The organism is Streptomyces sp. R818, assembly GCF_056172735.1.
In genome coordinates this window covers 360,741-377,154 of sequence record NZ_JAOCNE010000002.1, presented here as the reverse complement: position 1 = coordinate 377,154, position 16,414 = coordinate 360,741, and the positions used below count along the sequence as shown (strand labels likewise).

Below are 16,414 nucleotides of genomic sequence, written 5' to 3'. Positions count from 1 at the left end.
AGTGAAATGCCCCGCGTCATCGAGGAGTTGCTGCTCGGTGGTGGGCGTCTGTGGACGAGACCGGACATCGCCGAGCGGTCAGGAGTGCCGCCCGAGCGGTCGGCGCGGATCTGGCGCGCGCTCGGGTTCCCGGTGGTCGACGACGACGCGCGGGTCTTCACCGACGCCGACGTCGACGCCCTGCGCGCGGGCGAACGCCTCATCGCGGCCGGGCTCATCACGGAGGAGAGCGAGACGATGATGGCCCGCGCGCTGGGCCACCATCTGTCCCGGCTCGCCGACTGGCAGATGCACACCCTCCTGAGCTGGCTCGACCGCGACCCGGGCGCCCCCGACGGCGACGCCGCCCTCATCGAGCACGCGGCGGCGCTGCTCCCGGAGCTGGAGCTGTTGCAGCGGCACGTGTGGCGCCGCCACCTCGCGGCGTACGCGGGCCGGACGCTCGACGACGGCCCGGCGCCGCCGCACGAGGGCGCCGACGTCCGTCATCTGGCCGTGGGCTTCACCGACATGGTCGCCTACACCCGGATGACCCGTGGCCTCGGCAGCGCCGAACTCGCCCGCGTGCTCGACCGGTTCGAGACGCTGACCGGCGACGTGATCGCGGAGGGCCGGGGCCGGGTGGTCAAGACGATCGGCGACGAGGTGCTCTTCGTGTGCGAGTCGGCGTCCGGGGCCGCGGGCATCGCATTGGAGCTCACGGCCCGCGCCCAGGGCGAACAGAGCCTGCCGCACCTGCGGACCGGGCTGGCCCACGGCGCGGTCCTCAACCGCTTCGGCGACGTGTACGGAGCCGCGGTGAACATCGCGGCGCGGCTCACCGCGGTGGCCCGCCCCGACACCGTCCTCGTCGACACGGCGTTCGCGGGCGAACTGGCGGGCACGACCGCGTACGACCTGAAGGTGCTGCGCCCGGTGTCGGTGCGCGGCTACAGCAGGTTGCGTCCCGTCCTGCTGCGGCCGGCCCGCACCCGATCTCGATGACGACAGCTGACAGCAGGTGGCGCTACTGGGCGCTGCGGACGTCGAAGAGTTCGCGCCTGCGCCAGATGAGGACAGGCTGGCCCTCCGCCTGGGCGGGCGGGCGGAGGGTCAGCAGGTCACCGTCCAGCTCGTAGGTACGACGGAGGACCAGGCCGAGCCAGCCGGGGTCGAAGCTGCACTCGACATGGTGTTCGACGGTGCGGGTGGCCGGGTCGAGGACGTAGCGGCCCGCGTAGGCGATGAAGGGCGGGAGGGGGCCGGTCCGGCCTGCGCGGGATCGGTCGCCTCCGGTCCAGCCTTGGCGGGATCGGTCGCCGCCGGTCCAGCCTTGGCGGGAGCGGCCTCCGCCGGACCGGCCTCCGCCATCAGCTGGGCGGAGACCAGACCTTGTGGTGTGTAGATGCCGAGGCCGGTCGGGTGCGCGCCGAAGGGCCGTTCCACCTGCCCGTCCGCTGTCCGCACCTCGAAACTCACCAGGTCCCAGGCGCCGGTCAGCGATGCCGTCGACGTTCGTACCACTTGTGCCATGTCCACCATTCCTCGATCGGTCGACCAGTCGATCGGTCGCGGGATTTCGTCGCGGGATTTCGTCGCGGGCTTATAGGGAGGGGCGGGGGCGCTCGCCCGCTGTCAGCTGTCAGCTGTCAGATCCTGCGCGAGCGACACACGAGCGCCACCACCCGTTCGGCAACTGCACTATGGAAGCAGGCAGTTGCCCAGTTCGAGCCGTCCGGCGAAGCGGTCACCGAGCCACTTCACCACGTCGTCCTTGGCCTGCTGGTCGGTGAGCAGGTGGTCGCCCGGGTAGAGCTTCCACTGCGTGGTGATCCCCGCGGCGCAGTACGCCTTGCGCGTCGCGTCCTCGGTCTCGGTGGGGATGACCTCCTCCAGCAGGCCGCGGTACTGCAGTACGGGGAACTTGATCTCGTAACGGGCGCCGGAACCCTTCCGGCCGATCCCCGTACCGAGCTTCTGCTCGTCGACGACCTGGCCCCACGTCTTGCCGTCGGTACCGGTCAGCGCGTAGATCTGCTCCAGCGACAGGCCCCGCTCGGTGTAGCCCTCCAGCTTCTGGCCCGCGAACCCGGCGACGGTGCCGGCCAGGCAGAGCGACTTGGCCCGCGCGACGGCGGACCGGCCCGAGCTGTTGAGCAGTTCGTCGAAGGGCATCGCCGGGTGCGAGGCCGCGAGCCCGATCACGGCGTCGGCGAGGAACCCGGCGAAGGCGCCCCCGTTGAGCCCCTTGGCGACCACCTTCAGGTCACCCGGAACGCCGCCCGACGCATCGCCGACGACATTGAGCTCCGGCGCGTACGAGCTCGCGAGCTGGGCGGCCCACAGGCTGGCCGCGCCGCCTTCGGAGTAACCCCACAGGCCGACCGGCGCGGACCTGGCGACACCGCTGCCGGGCACCTCCGACGCGGCGCGCACCACGTCGAGGAGGGCGTGCCCCGCGTCGCCCCCGGAGACGTAGGGGTGGGTCTGGCCCGCCAGGTACCCGGCGCCGTCCGTCGCCGCGACCGCGTAACCGGCCTTGAGGAGCGCGGCGATGTTCTCACCCTCGTACATGTCCTGGTAGGCGCCGGACAGTTGCTTGGAGAAGGCGCACTGGGGCCCGAGCCCCAGCGTGCCGGGGTTGAAGGCGACGACCGGCCTGCTGCCGGTGCCGCGCCAGGCCGCGTCGGGGACGGCGACCGTGCCGGACACGGCGACCGGAGCCCCCGCGTTGTCCTTGGAGCTGTACTGCACCTTCCACGCGTGCAGGGGGATGGAGCCGGGCACGTGCGGCAGGGCCGTCGCCTTGCAGGCGATGACGCTGCCTGGGGTGTCCGTGACGGAGGCGGGCGGGCGGTAGATGTCGTCGTCGGTCGCGGCGCAAGCGGTCGCGGTGGTGGTCTTGGTGGTGGTCTTGGTTGTTGCCGGGGGCGCCGCGTCGGCCGTCGTCGCGGGTACGGCGAGCACGCCGCCCGCCAGAACCACCGCGAGGAGCGGGCCGAGGGTCCGCGCGCCGCGCGCCCGTGCTCGGCTCGCTCGTGATCCGCTGACGCCTGTTCCTGGTCTGCGCGCCATGTGCTGTGCTCCCTGGAGTCGTTTGCGATCGGTTGAGTTCGGTCGAGCGGTGTGGTCACGGTGAGGCTCGCAGCGGCGCGACGGGCTCGATAGTCAGCGGAGGCACACCCTTGCCCCTGGAAACTGTGCGTGCGGCGCAAGGGAGGTGGACGGTGTGCGACCGCGCGAGGGCTGCGAGGAGTGTGGGGGTATTCGATGGCGTGCCGCAGCCTTCGCCTGACACGCTGCAATCATGAGCCCTGAGACCAACGGCATCCCGGACACTGCCTGGCTCGGCCGTCCGATCGACGCGCGCGCACTGTTTCGGTCCCGAACTGGGCGCGCTGCTCGGGACATTGCGCGGCCTGGCGCCTTCCGACTGGGGCAGGACGGCGGCCGGACGCTGGACGGTGCACGATGTCGCCGCCCACCTCCTCGGCGACTGCTACAGCCGTCTCGGCCAGGTCGGCCGGGGCCTTTTCGCCGAGGGCGAGTCGGTCGAGGCGTTCATCCACCGCACGAACCAGGAATGGGTCGATCTGCACGCGGACGACAGCCCCGCCTCGCTCATCGCCGCACTGGCGGACGCGGGCACCCGGCTCGCCCGGCGGTTCGCCACGGCCGACCTCGACGCGGCCGCTCTGGGCGTGTCGTGGGCGGGCGTCGACCCCGCGCCCGCCTGGCTGGACATCGCGCGGGAGTTCACCGAGCACTGGACCCACCGCCAGCAGATCCGCCACGCGGTCGGCCTCGGCACCGACCCCGAGCCGCGCGCCTCGGGCGTGGTCCTGGACACCTTCATGCGGGCTCTGCCGCACACGCTCCGGCACACGTCGGCGCCGACCGGTACGCAGGTCCGGGTGAGTGTCGAGGGCCCGGCAGGCGGCACGTGGGTGGCGACCGCCACGACGGGCCGGTGGTCCTTGGCCGAAGCGGCGCAGGACCACCCCGTGGCGGCGATGACCCTGGACGTGGACACCGCCTGGCGCCTGGCGACGCGCGGCATCGACCCCGCGCTCGCCCTGTCCCAGGCCCATGTACGGGGCGACCGGCGGCTCGCGGAAGCCGTGTGCCGGATGGTGTCGATCGTCTACTGAGGCCAGGTCGTCCAGCGAGGCCGTACGAGGGAGTCGGCGAGCCGGACGGCCTCCAGTTCGCCCAGCGGGGCGTGTCCGAGGAGGAAGCGGTACCAGAAGACGCCGTAGACCTGGTCCACCATCAGGTCGAGGTCGCTGTCCGGCGTCAGCTCGCCGCGTTCGCGTCCGCGCGCGAGCACTTCGCGCAGCGTGGTCCGGCGCGCCTGGGTGAACTCCCGGATGAGGTCGGCCAGATGGGGATCGCGGGCGGCCTCCTGGGCCAGAGTGCGCAGGGCGGGGCCGACCGGTGCCGCCCTGCGCCTCCGCGAAGGTCGCGGCGATCAGTGCCCGGAGATCGTCGCTCAGCGAACCGGAGTCCGGTACGGGCACGGCTCGCTCCGCCCGGTCGGTCAGCGCGTCGAGCAGCACCGCGCCCTTCGAGGGCCACCAGCGGTACAGCGTCCGTTTGCCGACCCTCGCCTCCCGCCTCCCGCGCGATGGCACGGACATCGATGCCTTCTTCGCCACCACCGCTCCCGTCGACCACCTGGTCATCGCGGTCAGCGGCGCGGCCGGCAGCGGCCCGTTCGCCACGCTGGATCTCGCCGAACTCGCGCTCGGCTTCGACGCGAAGTTCTGGCCCCAACTGCGCATCCTGCAGGCGGCGTTACCGCACCTGACCGAGCACGCGTCCGTCACCTTCATCACAGCCGCCTCCGCCCGCGCCGCCTTCCCCGGCACCTCCGGTCTGGCCGCGATCAACGGGGCCCTGGAGGCGATGATCCCGCCCCTCGCCGTCGAACTGGCCCCGCGCCGTACGGGCAGCTCGTCCCGCCTTCCGCTGGAACCGGCTATTCCTCCTCGACCCGGGGCACATCAGGCGCAAACCGTACTCAAGGGGGACGCATGAAAAGTTCCAGGTTCCTGCGCCGGCTGCAGTACGCCGTCTTCGCCGCCCTGTTGCTGGTGCTGACGCTGGTGACACCCTTCGTCATGAAGTGGTGGGCGCCCGACGGAATGCCGTGGCCGGAGCTCAGCCAGATCAGTCAGACCTACGCCGCCGTGTCGATCCCGCTCTCGGCGGCGGCCCTGCTGGGTGTCGTCTGGTCCCTGGTGATGCAGGCCCGTCAGATGCGGGCGGGTCTCGCCAACGACTACCGGGCCTCGCACCGGGACCTCCTCATGCGCGCCCTCGACGACCCCGACCTTGACGTGTGCTGGGAGCCTCCTCCAGTACCCCTCACCCGAGCGCGACGACGCCAGTACATCTACGCGAACGCGATCCTCGTCAACTGGCGTGCCGAATACCTCAGCGGATGGCTCTCCGACGACGACTTCCTGATCAACGCCACACTGGTGATGCGGGGCGAGATCATGCGGGAGTTCTGGCGGATGAACTCACCGTGGTGGCACGAGGTCGCGACCGGGACGGAGAGCCGACGCCGCAGGCGCTTCGTGGCCCTCCTCGACGAGGCGCTGCGCCGCGCGGAGAACAGCGGCCCACCCGTGAGCCCCGCCGACTACTACTTGCCGGAGCCGAGCTGACGGGCCGAAATGAGTGGCGCGGGCGCCGCGCCGTTCGGGATCATCCCGGCATGGCAGATGACCTTCCGGCCGGTTTCGCGTTCCGGCCCTGTCGCGGTGGCGAGGACCACGAGGCCATGGCCGGGGTGCGGCTGGGGTGTGCTGAGCGGGATCGGGTCGACGCTCGTTCCGTCGTCGAGGGGCTGCCCACGGCGGCCGAGATCGGCGAGGCCTCGGCCCGGGTGGAGGAGCCGTCCAGGAATCAGATGCTTGTGGTGCGCGATGGCGAGGTCGTCGGCTATACGACGATCCGGTGGTGGCAGGAGCGGGACGACACGTGGCTCTATCTGCACCGCGGCCATCTCCTGCCCGAGCATCGCGGCCGGGGCGTTGGAACAGCGATGGTGCGGCAGGCCGAGCAGCGCGTCCGGCAACTGGTCGAGGAGCACGGCACGGCGCGGACCGCCGTGATCGGCGCCAACGCCATGGCCTCCGAGGAGGACTCCACCACCCTTCTGCGCACGGCCGGATACCGACGGGTCTTCAGCCTCGTCGAGCTGGAACTCGCCGACCTGCGGCGACTGGCCGAGGTGGAGCACCGGCCGCCCCCTGGCGTGCGGACGGGGCCGGTTCGCCCCGGCCATTACCGTGCCGCCTGGCAGACCGTCGTCGACTCGTACGCCAACGCCGGTTTCACCCAGAAGTGGCCGTTCGAAGAGTTCGTCGCCACCGCCGACCCGGCCTGCTGGCGGGCCGCCTTCGACGGGCAGGACGTGCTCGGTGTGGCGCTCTGTTCCCTGCGCCGCCACGACCGCACCATGGGCGGGGTCGACGAGCTGAGCGTCCGGGCGGACCAGCGGCGTCTCGGCATCGGGCGGGTGCTGCTGCTCGACGGGCTGCGACGCCTCCGTGAGCAGGGGGCCACGGCCGCCAGGCTGTTCACCGGCACGGCCAACCCACACCGGTCCTACGACCTCTACGAGAGCGTCGGCTTCCGGCGACGGAACGAGTACGTCCGCTACCGGAAGCCGCTCGGTAACGGCTGGCTCGACTGACCCAGCCGACCCAGCCGACCCCGGCTCTCAGGCCGGGTGGTCCGGCTGCTGCTCGGGAGGCGTGCCGCCGCCCTTGGCGCCGCGGTCCGTGCCGTGGGCGTGGCCGGGGCCGCCGTTCACGCCGGTGGGCTGTGCCGCCTTGCGGGCCTCGCTGTCCTGCGGCGTGCCCGCCCCCTTGTCGCTGCGCCGCAGCTCGGGCTGTTGCGGATTCGACATCGGCTTCCTCCTTGCGTCACACGTGCCTGGATGTGTCGGGATGTGTCTTCTTGTGTGTCTGGGACACGTGGTGCGACACGGGTGACACGTATGCGTCGTCCGAAACGTTCAGTCCGCGATGACCTGGAGGATCATCCCGCTGCGCGGCCGCGCGGGGATCCGGTTCAGCGGGATCGTGAGGTCCTGCGGCGGCACTCGGTAGTCCAGCGCGGCCAGGCGCTGGGCCAGCGTCTCCAGGATGCCCACGGACATGGCCTCGCCAGGGCAGCGGTGGCCCGTTCGCGCGTCCGCGCCGCCCTGGGGGATCAGTTCGTCACGGGCGGGCGGGTGGTCGAGGAAGCGCTCGGGACGGAAGGCGTACGGGTCCTTGAAGAGCCGTTCGTCGTGGTTCTGGCCGTAGACGTCGAGGATGACGAGACCGCCCGCCGGGACGGTGCGGCCCTGCCAGGTCAGGTCGGTGACGGCCCGCCCGCCCAGGAACGGCGCGAAGGGGTAGAAGCGGCGGACCTCGTGCGCGAAGGCGAGGGCGAACGCCGTGTCGCCCGACCTGAGCCGTTCCTTGTGCTCGGGCCACCGGTGCAGGGCGTGCGCGGCGAAGGCGACGAACCAGCTCAGCGCCGCAGTCGGGCGGATGACGTTGAGGAGTTCCACGGCGGCGACCCGGGGCGTCAGCTCCTCCTCGGCCGAGCTGTCGCCGGACGTGTCACGGTGGCGGCAGACCCGGTCGAGCACGGACCCCGCCGGTGCCTCGACCGCGCCGGACCTGACCTCCCCGACCAGGTCGGCGAACCGCTTCTCCTGACGGGTGCGGGCCCGGCGCGCCCGGAAGTGCCGGGGTCCGGCCGTCGCGAAACCGTCCACCATCGCCAGCAGGTCCCGCGCCAGTTCGTCCTCGTCGCCGCCGGCGAGCGGGACGCCGGCCCACCGGCAGACCCCCTTCGTGAGCACCCTGGCCACCGCGTCGAAGAGCACCACGTCCGACTGCGCCGCCCAGTCCGGTACGGCCTCGTCCCAGGCGGCCACGATGTGATCCGCCGCGCCCGTCACCGCGTCGTCCTCGAGGAGCGGCAGGAAGAACGCCTTGCGGGAGCGGTGGGCGTCGCCGTCCAGGGTGTGGACGGCGCCGTGCCCGAAGAGGGTGCTGAGGACCGGGCCCGGCAGCGCTCCGTGGCGCCGGACGTGCGCCTCGTCGTAGAAGAAGCGGACCGCCTCGGGGCCGCGTACGGCCAGGGCCGGTTTGCCGAGGACGCGCAGGCTGAGCGCGGTATCGTCCTCGGCGCGCAGCAGATCGGGCAGCCAGGCGTACCCCTCGGTCAACAGGGCCAGGGACTCGGGAACCAGTCGGTGGGGGCTCATGGGTCCGGAGTGCCCAGAACGGCCCGCGTGACACAGGTGGACGAGCGTGGCGCGGCTCTCGTCACTCCTTGGGCCCCTTCCCCTCGTCGGGGCCGGTCCCGGGCTCCGCCATCCGCCGGTGGGCGGCCGCCTTGACCCCGTCGGGCACCACCTTTCCGGCCAACTCCTGCGCCTTCGTCATCAGCGAGCCGGTGACGACCTTCTTCTCGCCCTTCACGATCGCCTCGTACGCCTGCTCGGCCACCTGGGCAGGGTCGTCCTTCTTCATGGCGCCCATCCGGGTGTCGTCCGCCATGCCGGCCCTCCGGAAGAAGTCCGTCTCCGTCGGTCCGGGCATGAACGAGGTGACGGTCACGCCGGTGTCCTTCACCTCCTCGGCCAGCGCCTGGGCGAAGGACTGCACGAACGACTTGGACGCGTTGTACGCGGGTTGGAAGGAGCCGGGCATCGTCGACGCGACGGAGGAGGTGAAGGCGAGCCGGCCGCTGCCGCGCGCCACCATGGCCCGCAGCAGCGTCTTGGCCAGCCGGACGGTCGCGGTGACGTTCAGGTCGATGACGGCCTGGTCGTCGGCGAGGTCGGTGTCGACGAAGGCTCCGCCCTGCCCCACACCGGCGTTGAGCACGGCCACGTCGACCGTCAGCTCTCCGAGTGCGTCGAGGAGCCGGTAGCGCCCCTCGGAGGTGCGGAGATCGGCGCGCACGACGTGTACGCCGGCGCCGGTCTCCCGCAGGTCGCGCGCCGCGGACTCCAGCCGTTCGTCCTCGGCGTTCACCACGAGGTCGTGGCCGTGCCGGGCGAACTGCCGGGCCAGTTCGAGGCCGATTCCGCTGGAGGCGCCGGTGATGAGGGCGAGTGGCCGCTTTTCAGTCATGGCCTACGAGTAACCGCCGCGCCCCGCGCCAAGCCCGCGGCGCCGGGAGCTTCACCCGCACCGCCGCGTCCCAGGGGCGCCGGCCGGGCGAACCCGCTCCGCGTCAGCCCTGACGCCGGAGTTCGGGTTCCGCGGGCGGATGGCCCGTGACGCTGGTGACGAGCTGGGTGCACAGGTCCCGGAGCTTGACGTTGCGGTGCTGGGAGGCGGAGCGCAGGATGCCGAACGCCTCGTCGGCGGTGCAGTGGCGCTGGCCCATGATGATGCCGAGGGCCTGGTCGATGACGCTGCGCGAGCGCATGGCGGTCTGCATCTGCTCGGCGAACTGCCGCGCGCCGGTGAAGCGCTGCGCCAGTGCGATGCCGCCGGTGGCCTGGGCGGCCAGGGAGCGCAGGGCGTCGAGGTCGGCGTCGTCGAGGCCGTCGGGCGGAGCGGCGTAGAGGTTGAGCGCGCCCGCGGTGTCGGTGTGGGCGGCGATCGGGAGCGAGAGGGACGAGCGGATGCCGCAGGACACCGCGTAGGCGGGGTACTCACCCCACCGGCGTTCGTGCAGCATGTCGCGGACGGCGATCTCCTCGCCGCTGCGCAGGGACTGCAGGCAGGGGCCGTCGTCCTGCCCGTACTGCTTCTCGTCGAGTTTCGCCGCCACCGTTCCCACGCTCACCACGGTGAGCGGCCGGCCGTCCGGTTCCAGCGTCACCCCCGCGCCCTCGCACGGGGCCAGGTCGAGCGCGGCGTCGGTCAGCGACCGCAGGAAGTCCTCCACCGAGTCGATGTCGAGGAGCCACTCGGTGATGCGGCTGCTGTCGTGGGTGCTTCCGGTGCTCATGGGTGTCCCTTCGGCACGCCTGCGCGCTACGCGGCGGCGCGGTCGCGGACGCGGGCACAGCTGTGGCTGATCAGGCGGGAGATCTGCATCTGCGAGACGCCGATCTTCTCGGCGATGCGGGCCTGGGTCATGTCCTCGAAGTAGCGCAGGTAGAGGATGTGGCGTTCGCGCTCGGGCAGGGCGCGCAGCCCGGCCTTCGCGGCCTCGCGCGCCTCGATGCGGTCGTACGCGGCTTCGACGCCGCCCAGGGTGTCGGCCAGGCTGAACGCGTCGCCCTGCTCCTGCCCCGAGGCGGTCGCGGCGTCCAGGGACAGGGCGCGGTAGCTGTCGAGCGCCTCCATCCCGGCGCGGACCTCGTCGAGGGTGAGCCGCGCCCTGGCGGCGATCTCCTCCAGGGCGGGCTCACGTGTGCGTCCGGGCTGCTCCAGGAGTTCCCGGCGGGCGACGCGGACCTTGTTGCGCAGTTCCTGGACGCGGCGCGGGACCCGGACGTCCCATCCGTGGTCGCGGAAGTGGCGGCGTATCTCCCCGGTGATCGTCGGTACGGCGTACGCCTCGAAGGCGCCCTGCGCGGGGTCGTAGCGCTCGACCGCCTTGACGAGGCCCATCGCGGCGACCTGCTGGAGGTCCTCCAGGTGCTCGCCGCGGTCCTTGAACTTGCCCGCGATCCGGTGGGCCATCGGCAGCCACGCCGTCACGAGCTCCTCCACGAGGAGCTCGCGCTCCCGTCCCGCGGGCGCGGCGACCAGCCGGTCGAACGCTGCCGCGGTGTCGGGAGCGTCGCTGTGGGGGCGGCGGACGGCCATCGGGTGCTCCATTTCGTACGGGTGATGTGACCGCGGGATGCGGCACCCCGTGACGACAGGCATCCGGATCGGCCGATCCCGCAATGCGCCTGTTGTCCCAAGCACTCAGAACCCGGCTGCCCTGCGCCTCCGCCGGCAAACGGAGATCGGCGCCGGCGGGCACAGTCCGGCCGCGCCGCCTCGCGGCGCCCTGGGCTGTCTGCCGTATGTCGAGCATCGCCACACGTGCGGGTCACCGCATCTCGGGACACGTGTCAGCGGCGCCGGGCGGACACCGGCCACCCGCACGGCCGTGCCGGGACCGGCCTCGTGCTGTTGCGGGGCCGCGCGCGCCGGGTTAGCGGTATGCCATGACCAGCAACGCTGACCTCATCCCCGCCCCGGCCGATCTGATCACCGAGGCATGCGAGCTCCTCGAGTACGGGCGCAGCAAGGACTGCGCGGACTCACGGTCCCTGCTCGACGCATTGCGGCAGGCCCGCCAGGACTACTCCGACCGTCCGGCCCTGCCGCTCCCGGCCTCCCTGCTGCATCAGCTCCAGCAGACCCTGCTCACCCTGTGCTTCCACGCGGGTGTGGACTTCCCGCCCGGTGAGAAGGTCGTCCGCTTCAGCCGCGGCGCCGATCACTTCCGCGTACTCCTGCACACCACCGCGGCACACGGTGCGGACGACGACACGTACGTCACACATCTGGCGTAATCCGGCGCCGGTGCGAGAATAGGTGTGGGGCCCGGCCCGTGGTCGAGGCCCCACCAGCTTGCTCACATCGTGCGCCGTCAGTCGGGCCGGGTGTGCGCACCTCGCTCCGTCGTCGCGTGCTCGGCGTCGTTCTCGAGCATGTTCCGCGCGGTGCGGCGCATCTCAAGGGTGCGCGCTCTCATACGGACCGCTTGTTCACGCCGGTCCTTCGCCCACCGGCGCAGTGTCACGGCCCGGTTCCCGGCCTGGCGCCAGTACATCCGGCCTTGTTCGGACACGCCCCAGGACCATGTCGGTCCGCCCCCTCCGCTCACAACCGCTCCTCCCGGGGCGACGTGTGCCGCCTCTCCACCGAGGATGCCTCATCGGGCGCCGGGCGGGTGTGGCGAGGTTTCCGCAGACTTCCGTCCCGCGACCGGATCACCGTCCCCGCGCTCGCCGCGCCGCCAGCTCGAGCGAGTACGGCAGCACGGCCGACAGGACCGCCACGAGGACGCCCCACAGCAGGATGTGCGGGGCGCGTTGCCTCGGCGCACGCCGCGGCCGGCTGACCGGCCCGCGCGACGCTCAGGCGAGGGCGGCCTCGGCGTCGGGGTAGAGGTCGATGACGCTGTCGATGCCCACGATCTGCAGGATGCGCAGCACATTGGCGCCCACCCCGGCAAGGCGCAGCCAGCCCCCGGCGTCGACCGCTCTGCGGTGGGCGCGCAGCAGGATGTTCAGTCCCGCGGAGTCCATGAAGGTCACCGAGCTGAGGTCGACGACGATGTGCGGGACGCGGCCCGCGAGGGCCTCCACCGCGGCCTCGCGCAGCGGCGGGCCCGTCTCGTGGTCGATCTCCCCGCTCACGGTGATGACGCGGGCGTCGCCCCGGGTCGCGGTGGTGACCCTGAGACGTCCCGCTGCTGTCCTGTCACTGATCTCCGGCACGTTTTCCTCTGGGGCGGCTGCGGCTTCCTGTACGACCACGCTACCTGCTCGCGGTCGCGTCACAGCAGCAGGACCAGCGCGTATACGAGGAAGAAGGCCGCGATCAGCACCACGACGGCGATGATCGCCGTCAAGGGGCCCTTCGCCCAGCCCTTCGTCGGGTTGTGCGTCTCGCGGGGTCCCGCCCCCGGCATGCTGCTCTCGGCGGGCGGGGTCTCCCCCGGCGGTACGCCTCCGCCGGGCTCGAGCCCGGTGGAGCTGCGGGGGTCCGGATCCGGGTCCGGGGAGTGGGGTGCAGTCATGCGTCCCAAGTTCCCACGACACGCCAGGACTCACCTCCGGTCCCAGGACGGTCCGGGATCACGCGGCACGGTTGGGGCGGGTGTTCGCGGACACCCGCCCGTGCACGCGCCCCGACCTGGGCGCGGAACGCCGTACGTGAGGAGCCTCCATGACCGCCCCCACCGCCTCCACCGATCGAGTGGCCGTCGTCACCGGCGCCGACTCGGGCATCGGCCGGGCCACGGCCGTCCGGCTCGCCGAGGCCGGGATGGACGTCGGCATCACCTGGCACAGCGACGAGGAGGGCGCCGAGCGGACGGCGGAGGAGGTACGCGGCCACGGGCGCCGCGCGGCCGTCGCCCGGATGGACCTGACCCGGCTGCCCGATGCCGCGACCGTCGTCGACGACCTCGCGGAGCGGCTCGGCAGGCTCGACGTCCTCGTCAACAACGCCGGTACGGGCACGTCGACGCCCTACCTCGACCTGCGCCACGAGGACGTGACCCGTGTGCTCGACGTGGACCTCGTCGGCCCGTTCCTGTGCGGTCAGCACGCCGCGCGGCGCATGATCCGGCAGGGCGGGGGCGGCCGTATCGTCAACGTGACCTCGGTGCACGAGCACCAGCCCCGGGTCGGCGCGGCCCCGTACTGCGCCGCCAAGGGCGGGCTCGGGCTGCTGACGCAGGTGATGGCCCTGGAGCTGGCGGAGCACGGCATCACCGTCAACGCCGTCGCGCCCGGCGAGATCGCCACGCCCATGACCGGGCAGGAGGACACGGACGTGCACGGCGAGAGCAGGCCCGGCATCCCGCTCGGCCGGCCCGGTGACGCGCGCGAGGTCGCCGCCGTCATCGCGTTCCTGGCGGGACCCGACGCCTCGTACGTGACCGGCTCCTCCTACGTGGCCGACGGCGGGATGCTGCGGATGGGACCGCAGGCCGGTTCGCATCTGCGCAGTGACGAGTGGCGTCGCCCCTGAGGGCGGCGGGGAGGCCGGGGCCGGCGCGGGTGTCGGCCGGTCCCGGAAACTCGGGACGGCGGACAGGAGCGCCCATATAGGCATTCCCGCAGGACCCCGACGCCTACGAAGTCATCCGCACGGATGAATGGCATCAGCCTCCGGGGCTGCCTTTCCGGGGGCGTTTCGTCAGCTGCCGAAGCCGCCGCTGCCGAAGCTGCTGTTGTTTCCTTTTCGGTGGTCCTCGGGATCCTGCGACTCGCTCCTGTGCGTGCTCGATGTGCCGTAACCGCCCTTGAGCTCGTGCGGGAAGAGCCGGCCGCCGTCCTGCGGCACCTCATCGGGGTCGCGGTACTCCTGCACCTCCCCGACCGGACCGCCTTCGGGCAATTTCGGCTGTTCCTCCGGTGTGGGCCTGCGCGACTCACGATTCTGGATACGGCGGCCCAGGACAAAGGCGCCGAGGAGGACGAGGACAACTACAATGCCCGCGATCCACATCAGGTAAGACGACGTCGACGACACAGCCAGTTCCCACTCAGTTTTCTCCATGGCTGTGGTGTACCCGCCCAGCCGGAAAATTAGCTTCCGCTTACGTCTCCCGGCTCAGCGGCAATAAGCCGGGCTATTGGCGGACGGGAATTACGTCGGCTCGTCGAAGAGGTCGGCGCTCACCTGTGGGAGCGGGCGTCCGCTGGCGAACGCGCGGGCCCGCAGCAGGGCCAGCGCGTCGGGGACGGCGATGTTGCGGCGCGCGGCGAGCCGTCCGGCCGCCTGCCGGGTTCTGCCCCAGTGGGCGTCGATCACGTCGGACGGCTCCCACGGCAGGGGCTCTGTGCCGCCGAAGTGCCGCAGGGCACGGTTCAACAGGATGTCGGTGACGCTGCGGGCCGCCGCGAGGGCCTGCGCCATGCGCTGGTCGCCGGGGTGCCACGGGGTGTGCCGCAGCAGATCCACGGAGCCGATCGGCTTCCGGGCGCCGGACGGAGTGAGCGGCAGCGCCAGGACGAGCGCCACCCGGGGCAGCTCCTCGCGCAGCCGGGAGCCGAAGATCGGCCACTCGGTCAGATACGCGGCCGGGTCCGCGCACACGACCGGCGTCCCGGACTGGGAGGTCGCCATGCACGGCCCCTCCCCCGACTCGTACTGCAGCTCCTCGAGACGCAGCGCCTCGTCCCCGCTGGCGCACAGCAACTGGCGCGCCTCGGTGTGGGTCATCAGGGACATCGAGGCCCCGTCCATGCCGAGGCTCTCGCACAACGCCTGACACAGCCGGTGCGGCAGACCCGCCTCGTCCCCCGCCGCCGCGGCCCGCTCGATCGACCGCACCACACGCGCTACACCCATGCGCCCCGGGTGCCCCCACCAGGTGCGATCGAAAACCGGTTGGTGCTCCGCCGCGCCCCTGTTACGTTTCGAGCGGCCGTGCGAGAGACGAGGAGGTGGCACCCGTGAACGCTGTATCGACATGGGTGCTCTCCTCCGGGGCCACGGTCGGGCGACGGGTCGTCCGGGAGCGCCGTTCCACGCGCACTCCCGAAAGGCACGACCATGGACTTCACTGCTGAGCGACACCTCGACGACGGTGTCCGCGAGCGCACCTTCACCCTCGGGGAGATCCCCGGCATCCTGTGGACGCCCGCGTCGGCGTCCGCGCAGGCGCCGGTGCCGCTGATCCTCCTCGGCCACCCGACTCTCGGCCTGGGGAGGATGTACCCCCGCCTCGCCGCCCGCGCCCTGCGTTCCGCGGCGGACGGTTTCGCCGCCGCCACGATCGAGCTCCCGGGCAGCGGGCAGCGGCCGAGCCGGCCCGCAGCCGAGGAGGCCCGCGCCGAACTGCGCCGGGTCAGGGCGGCGGGCGAACCGGTCACCGACGAGCTCGTCGACGCCCTCGTCCTCCCGCTCGTCGACGAGGCGGTCCCGGAGTGGCAGGGCGCTCTCGACGCCCTCCTGTCGCTGCCGGAACTCGACGGCCCGGTCGGGTACTCGGGCGGCATCATCTCCATCGGCGTACGGCTCGCGGCGGTCGAACCACGTATCGCGGCGGCCACCCTGTTCGCCGGGAGCTTCGTGCCGCGCGCCACGCTCGACGAGGCACGGCGGGTCACCCTTCCGCTGCACGTCCTGCTGCAGTGGGACGACGAGGGCAACGACCGGCAGGCAGCCCTCGACCTGTTCGACGCCTTCGGCTCCGAGGAGAAGACCCTGCACGCCAACATGGGCGGCCACACCGGCGTCCCGGCGTACGCGGGCGACGCGGCGGCGCGGTTCTTCACCCGGCATCTGAAGTAGGGCCGCGGCCGTACGGCGGCAGGGCTCCGCAGCCGCCCGGCTCAGGTGGCGGTCGTCTCCGTGGTGATCAGTTCGGTCAGTCCGGGGAGGCCGCCCTCCGCGAGGGCGCGGCGCTGGCGGTCGGCCGGGGTCCCCTCCTGGAGGAGCCGGTGCACCAGCGAGGTCACCTCGCGGGTGTCACCGGCCTCGTCCAGGGCCGGGGCGAGATGGTCGAGCAGCATCGCCAGTACGTCGCCCGCCTCGCGGGGGCGGCCGGCGGGGTCCATGAGCCGGCCGCTCAGTCCGTACCGCGCGGCATGCCAGTTCATGGCCTGCAGCAGCTCGTGCGGGCACTCCGGGGAAGCGACGCCCTCCTTGTGCTCGCGCAGCGCCGTGGCCACGAGGGCGCGGACGAGCCCGGCGAACATGACGGCCGTGTCGGCGCGGAGCTGCACGTCGGCGCAGCGGATCTCGATGGTGGGGTAGCGCTCGGACAGGCGTGC

At 72.2% G+C, this 16,414-nt stretch carries 22 protein-coding genes and 1 pseudogene; 8 read left to right on the top strand and 15 right to left on the bottom strand.

The window, feature by feature from the left end; translation table 11 throughout:
• The first annotated feature begins 6 nt into the window (after positions 1-6).
• Positions 7-984 (top strand): adenylate/guanylate cyclase domain-containing protein, encoded by a 978-nt coding sequence (locus tag N5I75_RS04610; RefSeq protein ID WP_476674758.1) that lies wholly within the window; start codon positions 7-9, stop codon positions 982-984.
• A gap of 22 nt (positions 985-1,006) precedes the next feature.
• On the opposite strand, the gene N5I75_RS04605 is transcribed toward N5I75_RS04610, so the two are convergent.
• From N5I75_RS04605 to N5I75_RS04595, 3 genes and pseudogenes are all read right to left on the bottom strand, one after another.
• Complete coding sequence (locus N5I75_RS04605) at positions 1,007-1,225, bottom strand: lipocalin-like domain-containing protein (protein WP_476674756.1); 219 nt, start codon at positions 1,223-1,225, stop codon at positions 1,007-1,009.
• Between the two features lie 116 nt (positions 1,226-1,341).
• Positions 1,342-1,512, bottom strand: a pseudogene (locus tag N5I75_RS04600) (lipocalin-like domain-containing protein); the annotation flags it as partial.
• Positions 1,513-1,680: 168 nt separating this feature from the next.
• Positions 1,681-3,054: a lipase family protein gene (locus N5I75_RS04595; RefSeq protein ID WP_476674535.1), complete on the bottom strand. Its 1,374-nt coding sequence runs from the start codon at positions 3,052-3,054 to the stop codon at positions 1,681-1,683.
• 335 nt (positions 3,055-3,389) lie between these two features.
• On the opposite strand from N5I75_RS04595, the gene N5I75_RS04590 reads away from it, so the two are divergent.
• Complete coding sequence (locus tag N5I75_RS04590) at positions 3,390-4,130, top strand: maleylpyruvate isomerase family mycothiol-dependent enzyme (RefSeq protein WP_476674533.1); 741 nt, start codon at positions 3,390-3,392, stop codon at positions 4,128-4,130.
• Here N5I75_RS04590 and N5I75_RS04585 read toward each other — a convergent pair.
• On the bottom strand, positions 4,124-4,393 hold the full coding sequence (locus N5I75_RS04585; RefSeq protein WP_476674754.1) for a TetR-like C-terminal domain-containing protein: 270 nt from the start codon (positions 4,391-4,393) through the stop codon (positions 4,124-4,126). The genes N5I75_RS04590 and N5I75_RS04585 overlap by 7 nt on opposite strands.
• 182 nt (positions 4,394-4,575) lie before the next feature.
• Here N5I75_RS04585 and N5I75_RS04580 point away from each other — a divergent pair, with 182 nt between their 5' ends.
• The 3 genes from N5I75_RS04580 to N5I75_RS04570 are packed head-to-tail and all read left to right on the top strand — an operon-like array spanning position 4,576 to position 6,688.
• Positions 4,576-5,019 carry an SDR family oxidoreductase gene (locus tag N5I75_RS04580; RefSeq protein ID WP_476674531.1) on the top strand — a complete coding sequence of 148 codons (444 nt, stop codon included), beginning with the start codon at positions 4,576-4,578 and terminating at the stop codon, positions 5,017-5,019.
• On the top strand, positions 5,016-5,654 hold the full coding sequence (locus tag N5I75_RS04575; RefSeq protein WP_476674529.1) for a DUF6082 family protein: 639 nt from the start codon (positions 5,016-5,018) through the stop codon (positions 5,652-5,654). The genes N5I75_RS04580 and N5I75_RS04575 overlap by 4 nt, the downstream gene beginning before the upstream one ends.
• Positions 5,655-5,704: 50 nt before the next feature.
• Entirely contained in the window at positions 5,705-6,688 is a 984-nt protein-coding gene (locus tag N5I75_RS04570; RefSeq protein ID WP_476674527.1) for a GNAT family N-acetyltransferase, read from the top strand.
• 27 nt (positions 6,689-6,715) lie between these two features.
• On the opposite strand, the gene N5I75_RS04565 is transcribed toward N5I75_RS04570, so the two are convergent.
• The 5 genes from N5I75_RS04565 to N5I75_RS04545 all read right to left on the bottom strand — a co-directional run bounded on the left by N5I75_RS04565 (position 6,716) and on the right by N5I75_RS04545 (position 10,769).
• Entirely contained in the window at positions 6,716-6,904 is a 189-nt protein-coding gene (locus N5I75_RS04565) for a hypothetical protein (protein WP_476674525.1), read from the bottom strand.
• Positions 6,905-7,012: 108 nt separating this feature from the next.
• The gene (locus tag N5I75_RS04560) at positions 7,013-8,260 is read right to left on the bottom strand and encodes a cytochrome P450 (protein ID WP_476674523.1); all 1,248 of its coding nucleotides are present in this window, start codon (positions 8,258-8,260) and stop codon (positions 7,013-7,015) included.
• A gap of 61 nt (positions 8,261-8,321) precedes the next feature.
• Positions 8,322-9,134: an SDR family NAD(P)-dependent oxidoreductase gene (locus N5I75_RS04555; RefSeq protein ID WP_476674521.1), complete on the bottom strand. Its 813-nt coding sequence runs from the start codon at positions 9,132-9,134 to the stop codon at positions 8,322-8,324.
• Between the two features lie 103 nt (positions 9,135-9,237).
• Positions 9,238-9,963, bottom strand: a complete 726-nt coding sequence (locus tag N5I75_RS04550; RefSeq protein WP_476674519.1) for a GAF and ANTAR domain-containing protein — start codon at positions 9,961-9,963, stop codon at positions 9,238-9,240.
• Positions 9,964-9,989: 26 nt separating this feature from the next.
• Complete coding sequence (locus N5I75_RS04545) at positions 9,990-10,769, bottom strand: SigB/SigF/SigG family RNA polymerase sigma factor (protein WP_476674517.1); 780 nt, start codon at positions 10,767-10,769, stop codon at positions 9,990-9,992.
• Positions 10,770-11,119: 350 nt separating this feature from the next.
• On the opposite strand from N5I75_RS04545, the gene N5I75_RS04540 reads away from it, so the two are divergent.
• Positions 11,120-11,470 carry a hypothetical protein gene (locus N5I75_RS04540; RefSeq protein WP_476674515.1) on the top strand — a complete coding sequence of 117 codons (351 nt, stop codon included), beginning with the start codon at positions 11,120-11,122 and terminating at the stop codon, positions 11,468-11,470.
• A gap of 77 nt (positions 11,471-11,547) precedes the next feature.
• On the opposite strand, the gene N5I75_RS04535 is transcribed toward N5I75_RS04540, so the two are convergent.
• The 3 genes from N5I75_RS04535 to N5I75_RS04525 all read right to left on the bottom strand — a co-directional run bounded on the left by N5I75_RS04535 (position 11,548) and on the right by N5I75_RS04525 (position 12,702).
• The gene (locus N5I75_RS04535; protein ID WP_476674513.1) at positions 11,548-11,748 is read right to left on the bottom strand and encodes a hypothetical protein; all 201 of its coding nucleotides are present in this window, start codon (positions 11,746-11,748) and stop codon (positions 11,548-11,550) included.
• Positions 11,749-12,037: 289 nt separating this feature from the next.
• Entirely contained in the window at positions 12,038-12,400 is a 363-nt protein-coding gene (locus N5I75_RS04530; RefSeq protein WP_476674511.1) for an STAS domain-containing protein, read from the bottom strand.
• A gap of 59 nt (positions 12,401-12,459) precedes the next feature.
• On the bottom strand, positions 12,460-12,702 hold the full coding sequence (locus tag N5I75_RS04525) for a DUF6480 family protein (protein WP_476674509.1): 243 nt from the start codon (positions 12,700-12,702) through the stop codon (positions 12,460-12,462).
• A gap of 149 nt (positions 12,703-12,851) precedes the next feature.
• On the opposite strand from N5I75_RS04525, the gene N5I75_RS04520 reads away from it, so the two are divergent.
• Positions 12,852-13,661, top strand: coding sequence for an SDR family oxidoreductase (locus tag N5I75_RS04520; RefSeq protein ID WP_476674507.1), 810 nt, complete (start codon positions 12,852-12,854; stop codon positions 13,659-13,661).
• A 168-nt stretch (positions 13,662-13,829) separates the two neighbouring features.
• Here N5I75_RS04520 and N5I75_RS04515 read toward each other — a convergent pair whose 3' ends face one another.
• Both N5I75_RS04515 and N5I75_RS04510 read right to left on the bottom strand, forming a co-directional pair.
• Positions 13,830-14,192: a DUF6479 family protein gene (locus tag N5I75_RS04515; RefSeq protein WP_476674505.1), complete on the bottom strand. Its 363-nt coding sequence runs from the start codon at positions 14,190-14,192 to the stop codon at positions 13,830-13,832.
• 90 nt (positions 14,193-14,282) lie between these two features.
• Positions 14,283-14,987: a GAF domain-containing protein gene (locus N5I75_RS04510; RefSeq protein ID WP_476674503.1), complete on the bottom strand. Its 705-nt coding sequence runs from the start codon at positions 14,985-14,987 to the stop codon at positions 14,283-14,285.
• Positions 14,988-15,191: 204 nt separating this feature from the next.
• Here N5I75_RS04510 and N5I75_RS04505 point away from each other — a divergent pair, with 204 nt between their 5' ends.
• Positions 15,192-15,932, top strand: coding sequence for a dienelactone hydrolase family protein (locus N5I75_RS04505; protein WP_476674501.1), 741 nt, complete (start codon positions 15,192-15,194; stop codon positions 15,930-15,932).
• Between the two features lie 41 nt (positions 15,933-15,973).
• Here N5I75_RS04505 and N5I75_RS04500 read toward each other — a convergent pair.
• Positions 15,974-16,414, bottom strand: a 441-nt coding sequence (locus N5I75_RS04500) for a carboxylate-amine ligase (RefSeq protein WP_476674499.1), incomplete at its 5' end; no start/stop codon positions are given.